Source organism: Mesorhizobium sp. M0500 (assembly GCF_040321165.1).
Lineage (GTDB): Bacteria > Pseudomonadota > Alphaproteobacteria > Rhizobiales > Rhizobiaceae > Mesorhizobium.
The window spans coordinates 100,659-116,435 of record NZ_JAMYRB010000008.1; the positions used below are offsets into that span (position 1 = coordinate 100,659).

The 15,777-nt window shown below is 62.0% G+C and carries 15 protein-coding genes; 2 read left to right on the plus strand and 13 right to left on the minus strand.

The annotated features are described in order from the left end of the window. Position 1: 1 nt before the first annotated feature. On the minus strand, positions 2 to 742 hold the full coding sequence (locus tag NKI70_RS17040) for a pyridoxine 5'-phosphate synthase (protein WP_352699323.1): 741 nt from the start codon (positions 740 to 742) through the stop codon (positions 2 to 4). Between the two features lie 115 nt (positions 743 to 857). Here NKI70_RS17040 and NKI70_RS17045 point away from each other — a divergent pair, with 115 nt between their 5' ends. Next, the gene (locus NKI70_RS17045) at positions 858 to 1,262 is read left to right on the plus strand and encodes a SpoIIAA family protein (RefSeq protein WP_352450052.1); all 405 of its coding nucleotides are present in this window, start codon (positions 858 to 860) and stop codon (positions 1,260 to 1,262) included. A gap of 19 nt (positions 1,263 to 1,281) precedes the next feature. On the opposite strand, the gene NKI70_RS17050 is transcribed toward NKI70_RS17045, so the two are convergent. The 8 genes from NKI70_RS17050 to NKI70_RS17085 all read right to left on the minus strand — a co-directional run bounded on the left by NKI70_RS17050 (position 1,282) and on the right by NKI70_RS17085 (position 10,485). Beyond that, positions 1,282 to 2,409 carry an ATP-dependent DNA helicase gene (locus NKI70_RS17050; protein ID WP_023720791.1) on the minus strand — a complete coding sequence of 376 codons (1,128 nt, stop codon included), beginning with the start codon at positions 2,407 to 2,409 and terminating at the stop codon, positions 1,282 to 1,284. Between the two features lie 147 nt (positions 2,410 to 2,556). Continuing rightward, a complete protein-coding gene (locus NKI70_RS17055; protein WP_352699382.1) occupies positions 2,557 to 2,889 on the minus strand; it encodes a nitrile hydratase accessory protein in 333 nt (110 codons plus the stop codon). A 19-nt stretch (positions 2,890 to 2,908) separates the two neighbouring features. After that, positions 2,909 to 3,568 (minus strand): nitrile hydratase subunit beta, encoded by a 660-nt coding sequence (gene nthB / locus NKI70_RS17060; RefSeq protein WP_352699321.1) that lies wholly within the window; start codon positions 3,566 to 3,568, stop codon positions 2,909 to 2,911. Next, positions 3,565 to 4,170, minus strand: a complete 606-nt coding sequence (nthA, locus tag NKI70_RS17065) for a nitrile hydratase subunit alpha (RefSeq protein ID WP_352570421.1) — start codon at positions 4,168 to 4,170, stop codon at positions 3,565 to 3,567. The genes nthB and nthA overlap by 4 nt, the downstream gene beginning before the upstream one ends. Before the next feature lie 56 nt (positions 4,171 to 4,226). Continuing rightward, a complete protein-coding gene (locus tag NKI70_RS17070) occupies positions 4,227 to 7,385 on the minus strand; it encodes an efflux RND transporter permease subunit (RefSeq protein ID WP_352699319.1) in 3,159 nt (1,052 codons plus the stop codon). Further along, positions 7,382 to 8,632: an efflux RND transporter periplasmic adaptor subunit gene (locus NKI70_RS17075; protein WP_352699317.1), complete on the minus strand. Its 1,251-nt coding sequence runs from the start codon at positions 8,630 to 8,632 to the stop codon at positions 7,382 to 7,384. The genes NKI70_RS17070 and NKI70_RS17075 overlap by 4 nt, the downstream gene beginning before the upstream one ends. Before the next feature lie 169 nt (positions 8,633 to 8,801). Further along, complete coding sequence (locus tag NKI70_RS17080; protein ID WP_352644859.1) at positions 8,802 to 9,398, minus strand: LysE family translocator; 597 nt, start codon at positions 9,396 to 9,398, stop codon at positions 8,802 to 8,804. Positions 9,399 to 9,504: 106 nt separating this feature from the next. Beyond that, a complete protein-coding gene (locus NKI70_RS17085; RefSeq protein ID WP_352699313.1) occupies positions 9,505 to 10,485 on the minus strand; it encodes an acyl-CoA desaturase in 981 nt (326 codons plus the stop codon). A gap of 186 nt (positions 10,486 to 10,671) precedes the next feature. Between NKI70_RS17085 and NKI70_RS17090 the strand changes: the two genes are divergently transcribed. Continuing rightward, positions 10,672 to 11,076: a metalloregulator ArsR/SmtB family transcription factor gene (locus tag NKI70_RS17090; RefSeq protein WP_352570428.1), complete on the plus strand. Its 405-nt coding sequence runs from the start codon at positions 10,672 to 10,674 to the stop codon at positions 11,074 to 11,076. Here NKI70_RS17090 and NKI70_RS17095 read toward each other — a convergent pair. The 4 genes from NKI70_RS17095 to NKI70_RS17110 form a co-directional block, all read right to left on the minus strand. After that, positions 11,073 to 11,756 carry an SEL1-like repeat protein gene (locus tag NKI70_RS17095; protein WP_352589592.1) on the minus strand — a complete coding sequence of 228 codons (684 nt, stop codon included), beginning with the start codon at positions 11,754 to 11,756 and terminating at the stop codon, positions 11,073 to 11,075. The two genes, NKI70_RS17090 and NKI70_RS17095, sit on opposite strands and share 4 nt — an antisense overlap. A 5-nt stretch (positions 11,757 to 11,761) precedes the next feature. Next, the gene (ilvN, locus tag NKI70_RS17100; RefSeq protein ID WP_023676680.1) at positions 11,762 to 12,334 is read right to left on the minus strand and encodes an acetolactate synthase small subunit; all 573 of its coding nucleotides are present in this window, start codon (positions 12,332 to 12,334) and stop codon (positions 11,762 to 11,764) included. Between the two features lie 66 nt (positions 12,335 to 12,400). Next, positions 12,401 to 14,152: an acetolactate synthase 3 large subunit gene (locus NKI70_RS17105; protein WP_352570430.1), complete on the minus strand. Its 1,752-nt coding sequence runs from the start codon at positions 14,150 to 14,152 to the stop codon at positions 12,401 to 12,403. Positions 14,153 to 14,504: 352 nt separating this feature from the next. Next, a complete protein-coding gene (locus NKI70_RS17110) occupies positions 14,505 to 15,665 on the minus strand; it encodes a PcfJ domain-containing protein (RefSeq protein WP_352691995.1) in 1,161 nt (386 codons plus the stop codon). Between the last annotated feature and the right edge of the window lie 112 nt (positions 15,666 to 15,777).

Below are 15,777 nucleotides of genomic sequence, written 5' to 3' on the forward strand. Positions count from 1 at the left end.
TCTACCAGCCACAAGCCTTCAGAAACCGCCTGACCGTTGCGGCCATGCCATACTCCAACGCATCGGCTGTCAACCCATGTCCGATCGACACTTCGGCCAATGCCGGGATACACCTGGCCAGTGCCGGCAAATTGCTCACCACAAGGTCGTGCCCGGCGTTGACCTGGAGCCCTGCAGCCAGTGCGGCATCCGCCGTTTTTCCCAATTTCTCCAATTCCTTAGCCGCTTTTGCCGAATCGGAATGATAGCTGCCATATGGACCCGTATAGAGTTCGATCCGGTCGGCGCCGGTGTCGCGAGCGGCTTTCACGCCAGCGGGATCCGGATCGGAAAACAGCGATACGCGAAAGCCTCCCTTCTTCAGGCGCTTGACGACCGGTGTCAGGAACGCAGCCTCGGCGGCGAAGTTCCAGCCATGGTCGGAAGTCGCCTGCGCCGGGTCGTCGGGCACCAGCGTCACCTGCTCCGGCTGGTGCTTTTCCACAAGTGCCAGGAAATCCTCGGTCGGATAGCCCTCGATGTTGAATTCCGCATTCGGGAACTCGTCGTCGATCAGCGCCCTGATCTCAGGCAGATCGGAATGCCTGGTGTGCCGCTCGTCGGGTCGCGGGTGCACCGTGAGCCCATGCGCGCCGGCGGCAAGGGCAATGCGTCCGAGCCCGGTCACGCTTGGCCACGGCAGGTCGCGCCGGTTGCGCAGCATGGCGATCGCATTGAGGTTGACGGAAAGCTTTGCAGGCATTTGCACGGCTCCAGGCTGATCTTGGCGCGCATCTATACCGCCTTTAACGGGAACAGACAGAGGGTTTCAGGTGTTCCAAGGTGTGCGAAGAAAATCGAGCGCAAGGAGTTCCCTGTTGAATTTTCTCGAGGCCGTGCCGGCGGTTCGCCGCATCGACACCGATCGCGAAGATCTTTTCGCCATCGATGTCGTCGGCCATGTCGCAGCGGCTGACGCCGAAAACCTGTTCGGATTGCTGGAGGCGGCCTATGCGCTGCATCCGAAGATCGACGTGCTGGTGCGCCTGATCGACCATGAGGGTGTCGACTGGGCCGACGTATCGGACGAGACGATCGAACAGGGCATAGCTCATGCCGTGGAGCATATCGGCCGCTGCGCGGCGATCGGTGAGCCGAACTGGATACCGGAGGCAAGAGCCTTTTTGCCTGCCTCTTTGCCTATCGAACTCCGGCATTTCGAGGCCAAGGACGAAGCCGCCGCCTGGGAATGGCTTGACGCCAGACCGATCGCCCAGCGCTGATACGACGGACCTGACAGCCCTATCGGACGATCGTCAGCCGTTCGGCCGCGCGCGTGATCGCGGTGTAGAGCCAACGCTGGCGAGTTTCCTTGAATGCCCAGCTTTCGTCGAAAAGCACGATCTCGTTCCATTGCGACCCTTGCGCCTTGTGCACGGTCAGCGCGTAACCGTAATCGAAATCGTCGAAGCGCTTCTTCTGCTGCCAGGGAATGTCGGCGTCGGGATCCTCGAATGCGGCTTTGAGCAGCTTGATCTTGGCGACGCCGCGATCCGGGTCATCTTCCTCTGGTGAGACCAGCAGATTGATGCCGGGCTTGACCGTCTCGCGCGACGAGGTCATCACCTTCCACAGCGAGCCGTTGAGCAGCCCCTTGGCCGGATCGTTGCGCAGGCAGACCAGCTTGTCGCCGGCCTGCGGATAATCGGCGTTGAACCCCTTCAGCTCGCGCAGCCGCTGGTTATAACGGCGGCGCGTACGGTTGGTACCGACCAGCACCTGGTCCGCCTTCAGCACCAGTTCCTGGGTGACGTCTTCCTTGCCGATCACTTGCGCCGCGCCATAGTCGCCACGCATGAATTCGCGGCCCTCGCGCACGTCGAGCGCCAGCCTGATGATCGGGTTGTCTCGCGCCTGGCGATGGATTTCGGTGAGCAGAATGTCCGGCTCGTGGTCGGTGAAGAAGCCGCCGCCGGAGATTGGCGGCAACTGGCCGGGATCGCCGAGCACCAGGATCGGCGTGCCGAAGCTCATCAGGTCACGGCCGAGTTGCTCGTCGACCATTGAGCATTCGTCGATGACGACGAGCTTGGCGCGCGAGATCGGGCTCTGCCGGTTGAGCGAAAATGTCGGCGACATCGATGTCTTGCCGGTCACCTCGTCCGCTACCGATTCTTCGCCCTTCGGCCGGTAGATCAGCGAATGGATGGTGCGGGCATTGACCGCGCCCTTGGAACGCAGCACCTGCGCCGCCTTACCCGTAAACGCGGCGAACTGCACCTGGCCGTCGACATGCTCGGCGAAATAGCGCGCCAGCGTCGTCTTGCCGGTGCCGGCATAGCCGAACAGCCGGAACAGCTGCGGCTTGCCGGCTTTCAGCCAGCCGGCCACCGCCTTCAGCGCTTCGTCCTGTTGAGGAGAGAATTCCATCAGCGCGACAGACCGGATTCGCGAGGGAAAGACAAGGTGACTGCCGTCACCATCAATTTTCATCGCCGGCAATCACGCCGCTGCGACAGGGTCAGGCTATCAGTGACGAACAGGAACGTAAAGAGAACAAGGCCAGGCGGCCGCAGCTTACCCGGCCCGCTGTGGATCGTTCTCCAGCTGGATCGGCTTGCCATGCGGCGTTGCGTGCGCGGCGCGTTCCCAGGCAGCGGCGAGCGCATCGACGTCGCGCTTTCCGGCAACGCCCTTGGCCAAAAGCAGCTTTTCCAGCGCTGCCAGCCAGTGCTCGTAGTAATCGTGACCGTCGCGCGCGGCGCCCGGCTGCTTCACCTCTGCCGACAAAGCATCCGCCCATTCGCTCCACGAAAACAGCCCGTTGTCGTGCAGTGCTACCGTCATGGCAAAGGCCTCTGCTTGCCACGGCTCGGCAAACACAGGCGCCTCGACACCGGTGGGCAGCATGGCGGCGACTGAGCCCGTCTCACACCGGCTCAAGGTAGCTCTCCCAGGCATCGATCGACACGACAAGTGTCGGATCGGCGCCCTCGCCCCAGATTTCGCCGCCGGTAAAGGCCACCGTATAGACCCATTGCGGGTTTTCGCCCTGGCCGTGCGCATTGCTGTCGGGAAAGACAAAGCCGTCGCGCACAGCCTCGACGACGCCTCGCTTGCCGCGTGCATAGCGCGGCAGTCTGGTGTGGCCGGTCGGATGAAAGTTCTTGGTTCGCACGGGGTCGCCCGCCTTGAACCGCGCAGGCGCGGCGACAGGCCGGTCGCAGTGCCCGCCCTTGGCCAGCACCGCCGGAACGTCCTTAGCCTTCAGCACCCGTTTGGGTGTCGCTGCCGGATCGACTGCGTCGCCCGTAGCCAGGTCGCGGTCGCTGACGAAACCATGGCGTTTGAGCAGCACCTCCAGCGCCTTGATCCATATCTGGTAGTAGCTGGAGGCATAATAATCCGCTGGATGCAGCGATTCCCGCGCGTGCCGGCTCTCGTCGATGGTCCAGGCGCCCATGGCGCCGGCGCATAACGTCACGCCCAGCGCCCGCCTTTCCCAATCGGCATGGAAATAGGGTTCGTCAGGTTCGGGCGCGACCGGCCCGAAACCCATCTGGCCGCCGAGATCCTGCGGCCCGTTCATGCTGGCTCCCGCGCCAGCGCCGTGCCGATCATGGCATCGCGCGTCACCAGATCGGCGAGCCGTGCCTCATCCCAGCCCTCCGTACCCCGGGGGCGCATCGGCACCACCAGATAGCGCAGCTCGGCGGTCGAATCCCACACCCGGATTGTCGTCCTCGCCGGCAAGGTCAGACCGAATTCCTCGAGCACGCCGCGCGGATCGATCACTGCGCGCGAACGGTAGGGCGGCGCCTTGTACCAGACCGGCGGCAGGCCGAGCACCGACCACGGATAGCAGGAGCATAGCGTGCAGACGACGAGGTTGTGCGTGTCGGCCGTATTGAACACCGCCTGCATGTGCTCGCCTTGCCGGCCGGTGTAGCCGAGCGATTCGATGGCCGCCGTCGCATCACGCTTCAGCCATGCGGCAAACCCGGGATCAACCCAGGCCTTCGCCACCACCTTTGCGCCGTTGCGCGGCCCGATCTTGGTCTCATAGGTGTCGACGATAACATCGATCGCCGCCGGATCGATCAGGCCTTTGCGGGTGAGAATCGTCTCCAGCGCGCGCACCCGCGCCGCAAAAGGATCAAGCTCGTTGTCGTGGTCGTGATTGTGCGGCATGGCGTCAAATTACGATCGCGGACCCCCGGCCGCAAGCACCACGGCTTGGGCCAGCGCTATTCGGCTGCCGCCTTCTGCGGCACCGGTTCTTCCTCCTCGTCGAACAGTGACGGCTGGTCGACCGCTTCGACCGGGCTCGGCTCGCCCCGGCGCCGTGCCCACAGCCTGACCAGCCAGCCGGAAAAATGCTCCATGTAGACGTAAATGACGGGCGTGACGAACAGCGTCAGTGCCTGCGAGGCGACAAGACCGCCGACCACCGCCACGCCGAGAGGCTGGCGCAATTCCGCGCTGGCGCCGGTGCCGAGCGCGATCGGGATGGTGCCCATCAGCGCGGCAAGCGTGGTCATCATGATCGGCCGGAAGCGCATCAGGCAGGCCTTGTGGATGGATTCGACAGGCGACATCCCCTCGCGCCTGAGTTCCAGCGCCACGTCGATCATCATGATGCCGTTCTTCTTGACGATGCCGATCAGCATCAGGATGCCGATCACCGCGATCACCGAAAGATCCATCCCCGCCAGCCGCAGTGCCACCAGCGCGCCGAGCACCGCCGATGGAAGCCCGGTCAGGATGGTGAGCGGGTGGATGAAGCTCTCATAGAGCATGCCGAGAACGATATAGATGGTCAGAATCGCGCCGCCGATCAGCAGCCCCTGGTTGGAAAGCGAATCCTGGAACGTCTTGGCCGTGCCCGAGAAGGCGGTCGAGATCGTCGGCGGCATGCCGATCTTGTCCTTCAGCGCGTTGATGTGGCTCACGCTGTCGCCGAGGGCCACGCCTTGCGGCAGATTGTAGGAGATGGTCACTGCCGGAAGCTGGCCGAGCTGGTTGACGGTCAAAGCACCGGCGGTCCGATCGACGCGGGCGAACGCACCGAGCGGCACCAGGCTGCCGCTCGCCGTTCTCACCTTGATGGCCAGCATCCGCTCGGGCGACCACTCGATCTTCGGATCGAGCTCCATGATCACGTCGTAGCTGTCGGCCGAACCGAAGATGGTCGACACCTGCTGGGTGCCGAAACCGCCATAGAGGCTGGAGCGCAGCGTGTCGGTATCGACGCCGAGGTTCGCCGCCTTGTCGCGGTCGATCACCAGCGTCGCCTGTAGCGCGTTGTTCTGCAGGTCATTGGTGACGTCGGTGAAGGCGGCATGATCGGCAGCCATCGCGTCCGTCAGCCTCTGCGCCCAGACGTTCGTCAGGCCGGTATCGAGGCCCTGAACGGCAAGCTGGTAGGCACTCGCCGAAGAACGCGCGCCGAGCCGCAGGTTCTGCACCGGCTGCATGTAGGTTTCGATGCCGGGCACATTGGCCAGCTGGCGCCGCAGGTCCGTAAGCACCTTGTCGATGTTCGGTCGCTGGTCCTTGTCTTTCAGCTGCACAAACAGCTGGCCCTGGTTGAGCGCATTGTTTCCACTGCCCGCCGACCAGCCGACATGCGCGACGTAGGGCGAATGGGTGAAGACATCCGCCACTTGCCCCTGCAGCTTCACCATCGCGTCAAACGAAATGTCCTGGCGCGCGATGGTCGTCACCGAGACCTGGCCGATATCCTCCTGCGGGAAGAAGCCCTTCGGCGAAATCTGGATCAGCCACACCGACAGCCCGGCGGTCACCAGGAAGACAAGGAAGACAAGGAAATTGTGGCGCAGGCAGAATGTCAGCAGCCTGTCATAGCCCTGCATGAAGACGTTTTGTCTATGGCCTTCACCGTGCGCTGCTTTCTGCTCGGCTTTCGATAATGACAACAGCCGCGAGCACAGCATCGGCGTCAGCGTCAGCGAGACGAACATCGACGCCAGGATGGCGACCGTCACCACCACCGCGAATTCGTTGAAGATGCGCCCGATCACGCCGCCCATCAAAAGCACCGGAATGAACACGGCGACCAGCGAGATCGAGATCGAGATGATGGTGAAGCCGATCTCGCGCGCGCCCTTGAGCGACGCCTCGAGGGCAGAGAGCCCGTCCTCCTCCATATGGCGGAAAATGTTTTCGAGCATGACGATTGCATCGTCGACGACAAGACCGACCGCCAGCGTCAGCCCCATCAATGAGACGTTGTCGATGGAAAAGCCGAACAGGTACATCACGCCCAGCGTGGCGATGAGCGAAATCGGCACCGCCACGGCCGGGATGACCGTCGCCGTTACCCGGCGCAGGAACAGGAAGATCACCGTCACCACCAGCGCGATGGTGAGCAAGAGCGTGAACTGCACGTCATCGACCGCCTCGCGGACCGATGTCGAGCGGTCGTTTAGCAACTGGATGCTCGCCGCTGCCGGCATCTGATCGTCGAAGGAAGGTAGCATCGCCTTGACGCGGTCGACGACGTCGACGGTATTGGCATCCGGCTGGCGCTGCACCGCCATAATGATGGCGCGGGTGCCGTCATACCAGCTTGCCGTCGTCGTGGTCTCGACCGAATCGATGACGCGGGTCACCTCGCCGAGCCGCACCGGATGGCCGTTCTTGGTTGCGATGATGATGTTGGAGAATCCTGCCGCATTGGTCAGCTGCGTGTTCGCGGTGATCGTCAGCTGCTGTTTGTTGTTCTTGAGCACGCCGAGCGGCGTGTTGCTGTTGGCCGAGGCAATGGCCGTCTGCAGCTGGTCGATCGAGATGCCGCGAGCGGCGAGCGCCGTCGGATCGATCTGGACGCGGACGGCATATTTTTGCTGGCCATAGATCGAAACCTGCGCAACGCCGTCGATCGTCGACAGCGACGGCGAAATCACATTCTCGGCAAACGCGTCGAGATCAGTCAGCGGAATTGTGTCGCTGACCAGCGACATCAGCAGGATCGGCGCATCGGCTGGATTGACCTTGCGGTAGCTCGGCGGGCTGGTCATCTCCGGCGGCAATTGTCGTTGCGTGCGTGCGATCGCTGCCTGCACGTCGGCGGCGGCTGCATCGATGTCGCGGTTGAGCACGAACTGAATGGCGATCGAGGTCGAGCCGAGCGAGTTGGTCGTCGAGATCGAATCGATGCCTGCGATAGTGGCAAACTGCTTGATCAGAGGCGTTGCCACCGAGGTCGCCATGGTTTCCGGCGAAGCCCCGGGCAGCGAGGCCGAGACGTTGACAACCGGAAATTCGGCGCTTGGCAGCGCCGCGACCGGCAGGAATTTGTAAGCAAATAGCCCGCCCAGAACCAGGGCGAACGACATGAGCAGCGTGGCGACGGGCCTGCGGATGCAGAATTCGGAAATCATGGCTGTGTTCCGCCCGTCCGGTCAGCCTCGGCAACCTTCGGAGCCGCCTGATCGCCGGTGCCGGTCGAAGCCTTGCCTTCGCGCACCGCCGCGCCGTTCTTCAGTTTGGTCTGACCCTCGACGACGACACGCTCGCCGCTTTTCAATCCTTGGCTAATTGCGGTGTTGGTGCCTTCTGTCAGCGCGACCTGCACGGGCCGCATTTCAACGGTGTTGTCCGGCTTGATCACATAGACGAACGGGCCCTTCTGGCTGGGCTGGACGGCGACCGTCGGAACGGACGTCATTTGTGGCATGATGCCGGCATCGAGCACGACGTTGACGTATTGGCCCGGCCATAGCGAAAGATCGGCGTTGGGCACACTGGCCCGCGTTGCGATCGTGCCGGACGCCGTGTCTACGCTGGAATCGACGAAATCCAGCGTTCCCTTGCCGATCGGCTTCGGGTCGCCGTCCTTGGTCAGCGTCACCGCACCTTGCTGCGGCGCTGCCAGCGCCTTGTGCAGCAAGGCAAGATCGCTTTCGGGGAGATTGAAGTTCACCTGCAGCGGGTCGACCTGCGTGATCGTCACCAGTGGAGTCGACGTGCTGCTGCCGTTGCTGGTGGTGACGAGATCGCCGACGGCGACGCTGACTGCGCCAAGCCTGCCGGAGATCGGCGCCCTGATCGTGGCGAAGCCAAGCTGGATTTGGTCCGCATCGATCGTTGCCTTGTCGGCGTCGACGGTGGCCGCGGCGGATTTCTGTGCCGCGACGGCCTGATCGTAGGTCTGCTGTGTTCCGGCCTGCCTGGCGACGAGATTTTTGGCGCGCTGAAGATCGGCCGTGGCGCTGGCAAGCAGCGCCTGGTCTTTTGCGAGCGTCGCCTGATCGCGTGCCAGTTGCGCCTTCAACGAGCGATCGTCCAGCGAGAAAAGAACGTCGCCGGCCTTCACCATCTGTCCGTCCTTGACCGCGATTGCGACGATCTGGCTCGAGACCCGCGCGTTGATGCTGACCACGGCAGGAGAGGACACAAAGCCGATGGCATAGCGCCGGACCGGGAAATCGGCCGTCGAAGCGGTGGCGGCAACCACCGAAGTCGAACGAGCGGCATTTGCTGCTGCAGCGGGTTTGTCCGCCGCCGCCGTGGTCTGCTTCGCCGACAGCATCTGCTGAAGACCGGTCATTGCGGTGGGCGAAAAATAGAGCCACGCCGCCGCAAGGCAGGCTGCAGCGATCACCGCAAATACGATCTTTCCGCGCATCGACAAAAGGCCTTCTCAACGCGACACGCCGATTTCCGCTGGTCGCACTCTAGCTCAACTCGCAGCCTCTTGCCGCGATTTTGCCAGATAATAGAGGATGCCGAAGGCGAAAAAGGGCCAAAACCCGTCATTACGAAGATTTAATGTGCAGTGCACAATAAAACGGCAGCTAGCGCAGCATCGGCCACAATGTCGCCGCCAGCATCACACCCATGGCGATGTTGAACCATTTGAGCCGCGCCGTATCCGCCAGAAAACCGCGCAGCGCCATGCCGAAACCGGCCCAGGTCGAAATGCTCGGCAGCATGACGACGGCGAACGCGGCCGCGATCAGCACCACGGACACAAGCGGGCGTTCCGGGTTCGTATAGACGGCCATGGCTGTAATCGCCATCACCCAGGCTTTGGGATTGACCCACTGGAAAGCCGCAGCCTCGATGAAGCGCATCGGCTGGCCCTTCGCCTCGCCTTCGCCGCCGAGCGAGCGCGACATGGCGATCTTCCAGGCGAGATAAAGCAAGTAGAGGCCGCCGGCGATCTTCAACCCGGTATGCAGGACCGGAAAGGCCGTCAACACGGCGCCAAGCCCGAAGCCTACGGCAAGCAACAGCACGAGGAAGCCGAAGCCGATGCCGAGCATGTGTGGCACGGTTTTGACCAAGCCGAAATTCACGCCCGAGGCCAAAAGCATGAAATTGTTCGGACCCGGCGTGATCGAGGTCACGAAGGCATAAACCAGCAGAGCAAGGAATGCATCGAAGGTCATGGAGGATCGCAATGATCAATAATACTGAAATACTGACTTAAATCGATGAAGTGCTGAGTGCAAATGCAATTCGTTGGTCCACGCGCCCTAAGCGTTCCTTCATTTCTTAGGCCAATATCCGCTGAGAACATCTATCTGCGGTAGGCTGCACCGACCATAGATCTGAATCCGGGGCAGTTTCGCGCTGACGGCGCACGCGTCGCAGCCCTTTGCGTCTCGGCGTATTCTCCGGAATCTTGACGCTGTGCGCCAGACCCAGGATCGCCAGAACCTGAATGAATAGCCAGCCGAGATCGATCTGTCCGTGTTCCAGACCAAGCCGTGCAGACTCGGGAAACGCGTGATGGTTGCCGTGGAAACTCTCGCCGAACGTTACCAGCCCGAAACGCGGCAAATTGTATCCTTGCACGGCAACGTCGTCGACGCGCCATCCTTGCTCCCCATCTCGGTGCGCAAAATGCCCAACCAACCAATGCCCGGTAAGCGACACTGAAACGCGCACCGCGATTCCCCATACCACCCAATCCCAGCCGCCAAGCGCGAAAAAGAGGATCGCCCAGGGCAGTTGTTGCAGCATCCAGGTGCGTTCGACGAACTTGTAGAACAGGTCATTCCTGATCGAGGGTTCGATGACGAAGGTGGGTGGATTGCGCAAAGCGACCGCGCAATGCATCTGCCAGAAGGCATCGGTGAAAAATGGCCGACGATGGGCATGGAGATCGTGACATGCGGTCTGGCGCTGAGCCCAGTCACGAATATCGTGAGCATAGATCATCCCAAAAGGACCGGCCATGCCGACGAGCACGCCAAGGTAGACCAGCGCATGCTCGACCCAGATATGAACCTTGAACGAACGGTGGATGAGCAGACGGTGCATCCCCACCGAGTGTCCGGCGCAGATTGTCGCCGCCGTTGTCGCAACGAATAAGGCGAAGGCACTCCAGCTAAATGTCATCGGTCCCAACACAATGGCGGCGATCGTCATCGCCCCGACCCAGATCGACTTTGCCGGCACCCACACGACTTTGCCGTCTTCGGCGTCACTGTCCTGTTGGGAAATCATTCTGCCCGTGGATATGGTTTTCATCGGTACCCCTCCTCCTGCATGAACATTTCCGGACCACAGCCTTGCCTTCTGGCGCGTCTTCCGTTACTTAGGCAGTAAGCTAATCGTCTACTACTACGAATTAGGTATTTAGGCAATAGTCTAAATGAAAATAAGAAAAGCGGACCGAGGCGCAGCCAACACCTCGGCATCACAAGGTGGCAGACAGTGATCGAAGATGCAGAGCACGCAGCGGATGCCGAAACGGCTGCTCACGCAAATGGCGCGATACAGCGCGTGTTTGAAGCGCTATCTTCAGCGCCCCGGCGCAAGATCCTCGCCTATCTTGCGCACTCTTCCCTAACGGCGGGCGAGATCGCGGCGCGCTTCGAGATGTCGAAGCCGTCGATCTCGCAGCATTTGAGCATTCTGGAGACGGCCGGGCTCATCGCCAAGGAGCGGCACGGACAGTTCATCCACTATTCTCTGGTCCAGAACAATCTTGTGAACACGCTGAATGGATTTGTTCAGGATGTCTGCCCGGTATCGCGCCCTATCAAGAGAGAAAGCAAAGAACTTGGTCGAGGCGAGGCAGCGCAAAGATCGCACTTGCGCAAATCTGAAAAGCCCTAGCGGCTTTGCATCGTTTTCATGAGCGCCTTGGCGTATCGGCAGGCGTCAAATTCCACAGCGATCTCGCAAGACTTTTTGTAGGCGGCCATCGCCTCGGCTTCGTCCACAGAGACGCCTTCACCATGCTGAAGGGCGCTGCCATACATGGTGCAACCCCAGGCATCGCCCTCATTGCAGCTCAGCTTGAATGTGCGATAAGGGCAAGATTCATTGGCACTACCGGCGGCAAGCAGTTTGTTTAGCCCAAGCCGACCCAAGAGAATTCCCGCGCCGCGATTTGTGCAGCCGCCGATACTGCCAGTAGCGCAGGCCTGGGCGAACATCTCCTCGGTCCATTGCTTGTCTTCTGGCGAGTGCTCCTGGATGACCCTGGCCGTCTCGAAACAGGCTTCGCCCCTGCGTCCGTCGAAACACCGCTTGGCACAGGCCAAGACGTCTTTCTCACAACCTTGGTAATCTATTCCCGGCGTGGAAAAGAGCGCGTCATCGACGCCCGACGCCCTGCGCCAAATATCGGCCGGGCATTGTTGGAAATAGTAGCTCGGTGTGCCCCTGCGGTCGATTTCTTCAAACAATTTCGGCAGCACTGACTTGTCGAATACCGGCTCCTGGCTGGCCGCCGCCGTCGTGACCGCAAGAACGATTGCGCCGGCGCCTGCTAGAATTGCCGCCGCGAGCATTATGATCACATCCCTTGCGGGCCGCGGTTCATCGCCGCCACTCCGGTACGGCAGATTTCAACTAGCCCGAGCGGTTTCATGATGGCGATGAACTGATCGAGCTTGGAGCCCTTGCCGGTGATCTCGAAGATGAAATGCTCGGTGTTGGCATCGATGACGCTGGCGCGGAATGCATCGGCGAGCCGGAGCGCCTCGACGCGGGCTTCGCCGGTGCCGGCGACCTTGACCAGCGCGAGTTCCCGCTCCAATGGCCGCTCCTGTCCGAATTCCTGCGACCGCACGGTGAGATCGACGACGCGGTGCACCGGCACGATGCGCTCGAGCTGGTGCTTGATCTGCTCCAGCACGTGCGGCGTGCCGCGCGTCACGATGGTGATGCGCGACAGGTGCTTTTCGTGCTCGGTTTCCGAGACCGTCAGGCTCTCGATGTTGTAGCCACGTCCGGAAAACAGGCCGATGACCCGCGCAAGCACGCCCGGCTCGTTGTCGACCAGGACCGAAAGCGTGTGGTTCTCTGGTTTTTCCGTCTCCTTGGCGATAAAATAGGCGGAGCCGGTCGGTTGCAACTGTGCGTTCATGATATGGATCTCGATTTCAAACTTTTGCGCTAATCTGCTGTTTCCGCACAGCTTCCTCGAACCAGGCTACACCAGTTCCCTGCCCTTGGCGTCGATCGCGTTGGCTACAGCTTCGTCGGTCGCCTCGTCAGGCAACAGCATCTCGTTATGCGCCTTGCCCGACGGAATCATCGGGAAGCAGTTGGCGAGCGTCGCCACGCGGCAGTCGAACAGGACGGGCTTCTTGACCCCGATCATCTCCTTGATAGCGTCATCGAGCTCGTCCGGCTTGTCGCAGCGAATGCCGTGGCCGCCATAGGCTTCGGCGAGCTTGACGAAATCCGGCATCGCCTCGGTGTAGGAGTGCGACAGCCGGTTGCCGTGCAGCAGCTGCTGCCACTGCCGCACCATGCCCATATATTGGTTGTTGAGGATGAAGATCTTGATCGGCGCCTCGTGCTGCACCGCCGCGCTCATTTCCTGCATCGTCATCTGCACCGAGGCGTCGCCGGCGATATCGATGACCAGCGCATCCGGGTGCGCGATCTGCACGCCGAGCGCGGCCGGCAGGCCGTAGCCCATCGTGCCCAGTCCGCCGGAGGTCATCCAGCGGTTCGGCTTCTCGAAATGATAGTGCTGTGCCGCCCACATCTGATGCTGGCCGACCTCGGTGGTGATGTAGGTGTCGAGGTCCTTGGTCAGCGCATAGAGCCGCTGGACGGCATATTGCGGCATGATCACCTCGTGGTTCATCTTGTAGGCGAGCGAATCGCGCGCGCGCCATTTGGCAATCTGCTCCCACCACGGGTGAAGCGCTTTCTTGTCGGCCTTGGCGGTTGCCCGCCACAGCCGCACCAGATCCTCCAGCACACGCCCGACATCGCCGATGATCGGCACGTCGGTGTGGACGTTCTTGTTGATCGACGACGGGTCGATGTCGATGTGGATCTTCTTCGAATTCGGCGAGAACGCGGTGAGCCGCCCGGTGATGCGGTCGTCGAAGCGCGCGCCGATGCAGAGCATGACGTCGCAATCGTGCATCGCCATGTTCGCTTCATACGTGCCGTGCATACCGAGCATGCCCATCCAGTTCTTGCCCGACGCCGGATAGGCGCCGAGGCCCATCAGCGTCGAGGTGATGGGAAAGCCGGTGAGGTCGACCAGCTCGCGCAGCAGATGGCTCGCCTCCGGGCCGGAATTGATGACGCCGCCGCCCGAATAGATGATCGGCTTCCTGGCGCCGGCCATCAGCTCGACCGCCGCCTTGATCTTTTCCAGATCGCCCTGGACCTTCGGTTGGTAGCTGGTGCGCGGCGCCGTCTGCGGCGGGACATAGATACCCTTGGCGAACTGCACGTCCTTCGGAATGTCGACGACGACCGGACCGGGGCGCCCTGTGGTTGCCACATGGAAGGCCTCGTGGATCGTTGCCGCGAGCTCGTTGACGTCCTTCACCAGCCAGTTGTGCTTGGTGCAGGGCCGCGTGATGCCAACCGTGTCGCACTCCTGGAACGCATCCGAGCCGATCAGCGAAGTCGGCACCTGGCCGGTCAGGCAGACCAGCGGGATCGAATCCATCAGCGCGTCCTGCAATGGCGTCACCGCATTGGTGGCGCCCGGCCCTGAGGTCACCAGCATGACGCCGGCCTTGCCGGTCGAGCGCGCATAGCCTTCCGCCGCATGGCCCGCGCCCTGCTCATGGCGGACGAGGATGTGCTCGACCTCGTCCTGCTGGAAGATTTCATCGTAGATTGGCAGAACCGCGCCGCCCGGATAGCCGAAAACATGCTTGACGCCGTTGTCCTTCAGCGCCTGCACCACCATTTCGGCGCCAGTCATTTCGCCCCTTGGCATTTCAGTTCTTGGCATCTCGCGCCGCTCATTCTGTCCACTGCTCATCGGTCTGGTCCCGTACTGTTCGCCATCTGGCGATTGCTGGTCGTTTAGTCGTATTTCGGGCAATAAAAAAGGCCCCCGAGGGAGCCTGTGTCTTGCGCATGGGAGGTCACCGCCCGGCGGTTACACCGCCTTGCCCACGCGCTTTCCTACGAGAATGAGTGCCTTTTTCATGGTGGCGGACAATAGAATTGGTTTGACGCCGCTGTCAACGGCGAATGTGCACTTGGCCTGACGTCGGCACATCCGCCCATTGTGCACCCGCGCCGCCTTTCCGCCGCGCGGGTCTTCCGTTTCAGGCGCAGAGCACCACACCCCTCGCCTTGGCCCAGCGCTCGATGATCTTGCGCTCCTCGAGCGAGGCGAGACGGTTGCCGAAACCGCGCACCTGCACCGCACGGTTTTGCGGGTCGAGTTCGATCGTCAGCAACCGCTCGATCTTGCCGAGCGCCGAGCGCCGCAGCACCCAGATCGAGGCATTGCCGGTGATGCATTTGGCCGCGTATATCGAGACGCAATGATGCATCGCCCGGCTCTCGGCGACCAGATCCTCGGCTGTCTTCAACTGACGGATGAAGAAACGCTCGCCATGCGCCTTTGCCTCCTTGGTCGACGGCTGCCAGTCCCAATCGTCGAGGCGCGAGCCGTCCCAGGCGCGACCCTGCGACTGCGTCCCGGCAGTATGCGTGGCCCGCCCGGCAGCCCGGCGGCGCATTGCCTCGATGCGTTCGATCGCGGCAATGTCTCGATGCCATTCCAGCATCTGCCGACGCAGCGAGGCGAGCGTGCGACCCTTCAGGCTGTACGCCGCATCGCGCTGGTGCACGGCGCCGATATAGTCGCATAGATCGTCGATCTCCTCCTTCGACGCGGGTTGCCCGCAGAAGAACCGTGTCACCTCGCGCCAGAAGGCCAGATCGTTACGTGGCGTGCGCGCGATTTTCGACTTGGCAAGTCGGGCCGCCAACCCGGAATCATCCGTGTAGGACCGGACGATCGCCACCCAAAAGGCCTCGTCGAACGTGAAATCGCCGGGCAAGTTCAAGAAGCAATGCACCTCCTTGCGAGACAGCCACGCACAGGCGCCCGCCTTGTAAAGCGAGTCACCACGCGCCACTGCGATATACCAAGCCTTGCGAAGCGCGATCTCGCCGGCATTCAACGCCGAGCTGTCCAGCCAGATCCCCTCGAGCGCGGCTGTAACCGGGTAGCGCGCATAGAGATGACGCGCCGCGGCCAGCCGCAGCCGCGCGGGGTCGCGCGTCTTCAGCTTTGGACGCCACAGCGCGCCGTCGCGGATTGCCATGCCGGCAAAGCCCCGACGTGCCTCGTCGAGCGCCCGCTCGAAATCCGGAGCGGGACGCGGGACGGGAAAAACCCGCCGCAGCGTTACGGCATATGCTTCAATGCGTTCGCGCTCGGCATCCTGCCTGCGCTGGATCATGGACTTTGCCATGGCCGTTCTTCCTGATTGGAACCCTGTCGGCCGCACGCAATTCCAGCGTCGGCACGGAATGTGTCGATCTGGATCGCCGGGTCATTGACAGGTCTCCTTTCAGGACGACGGA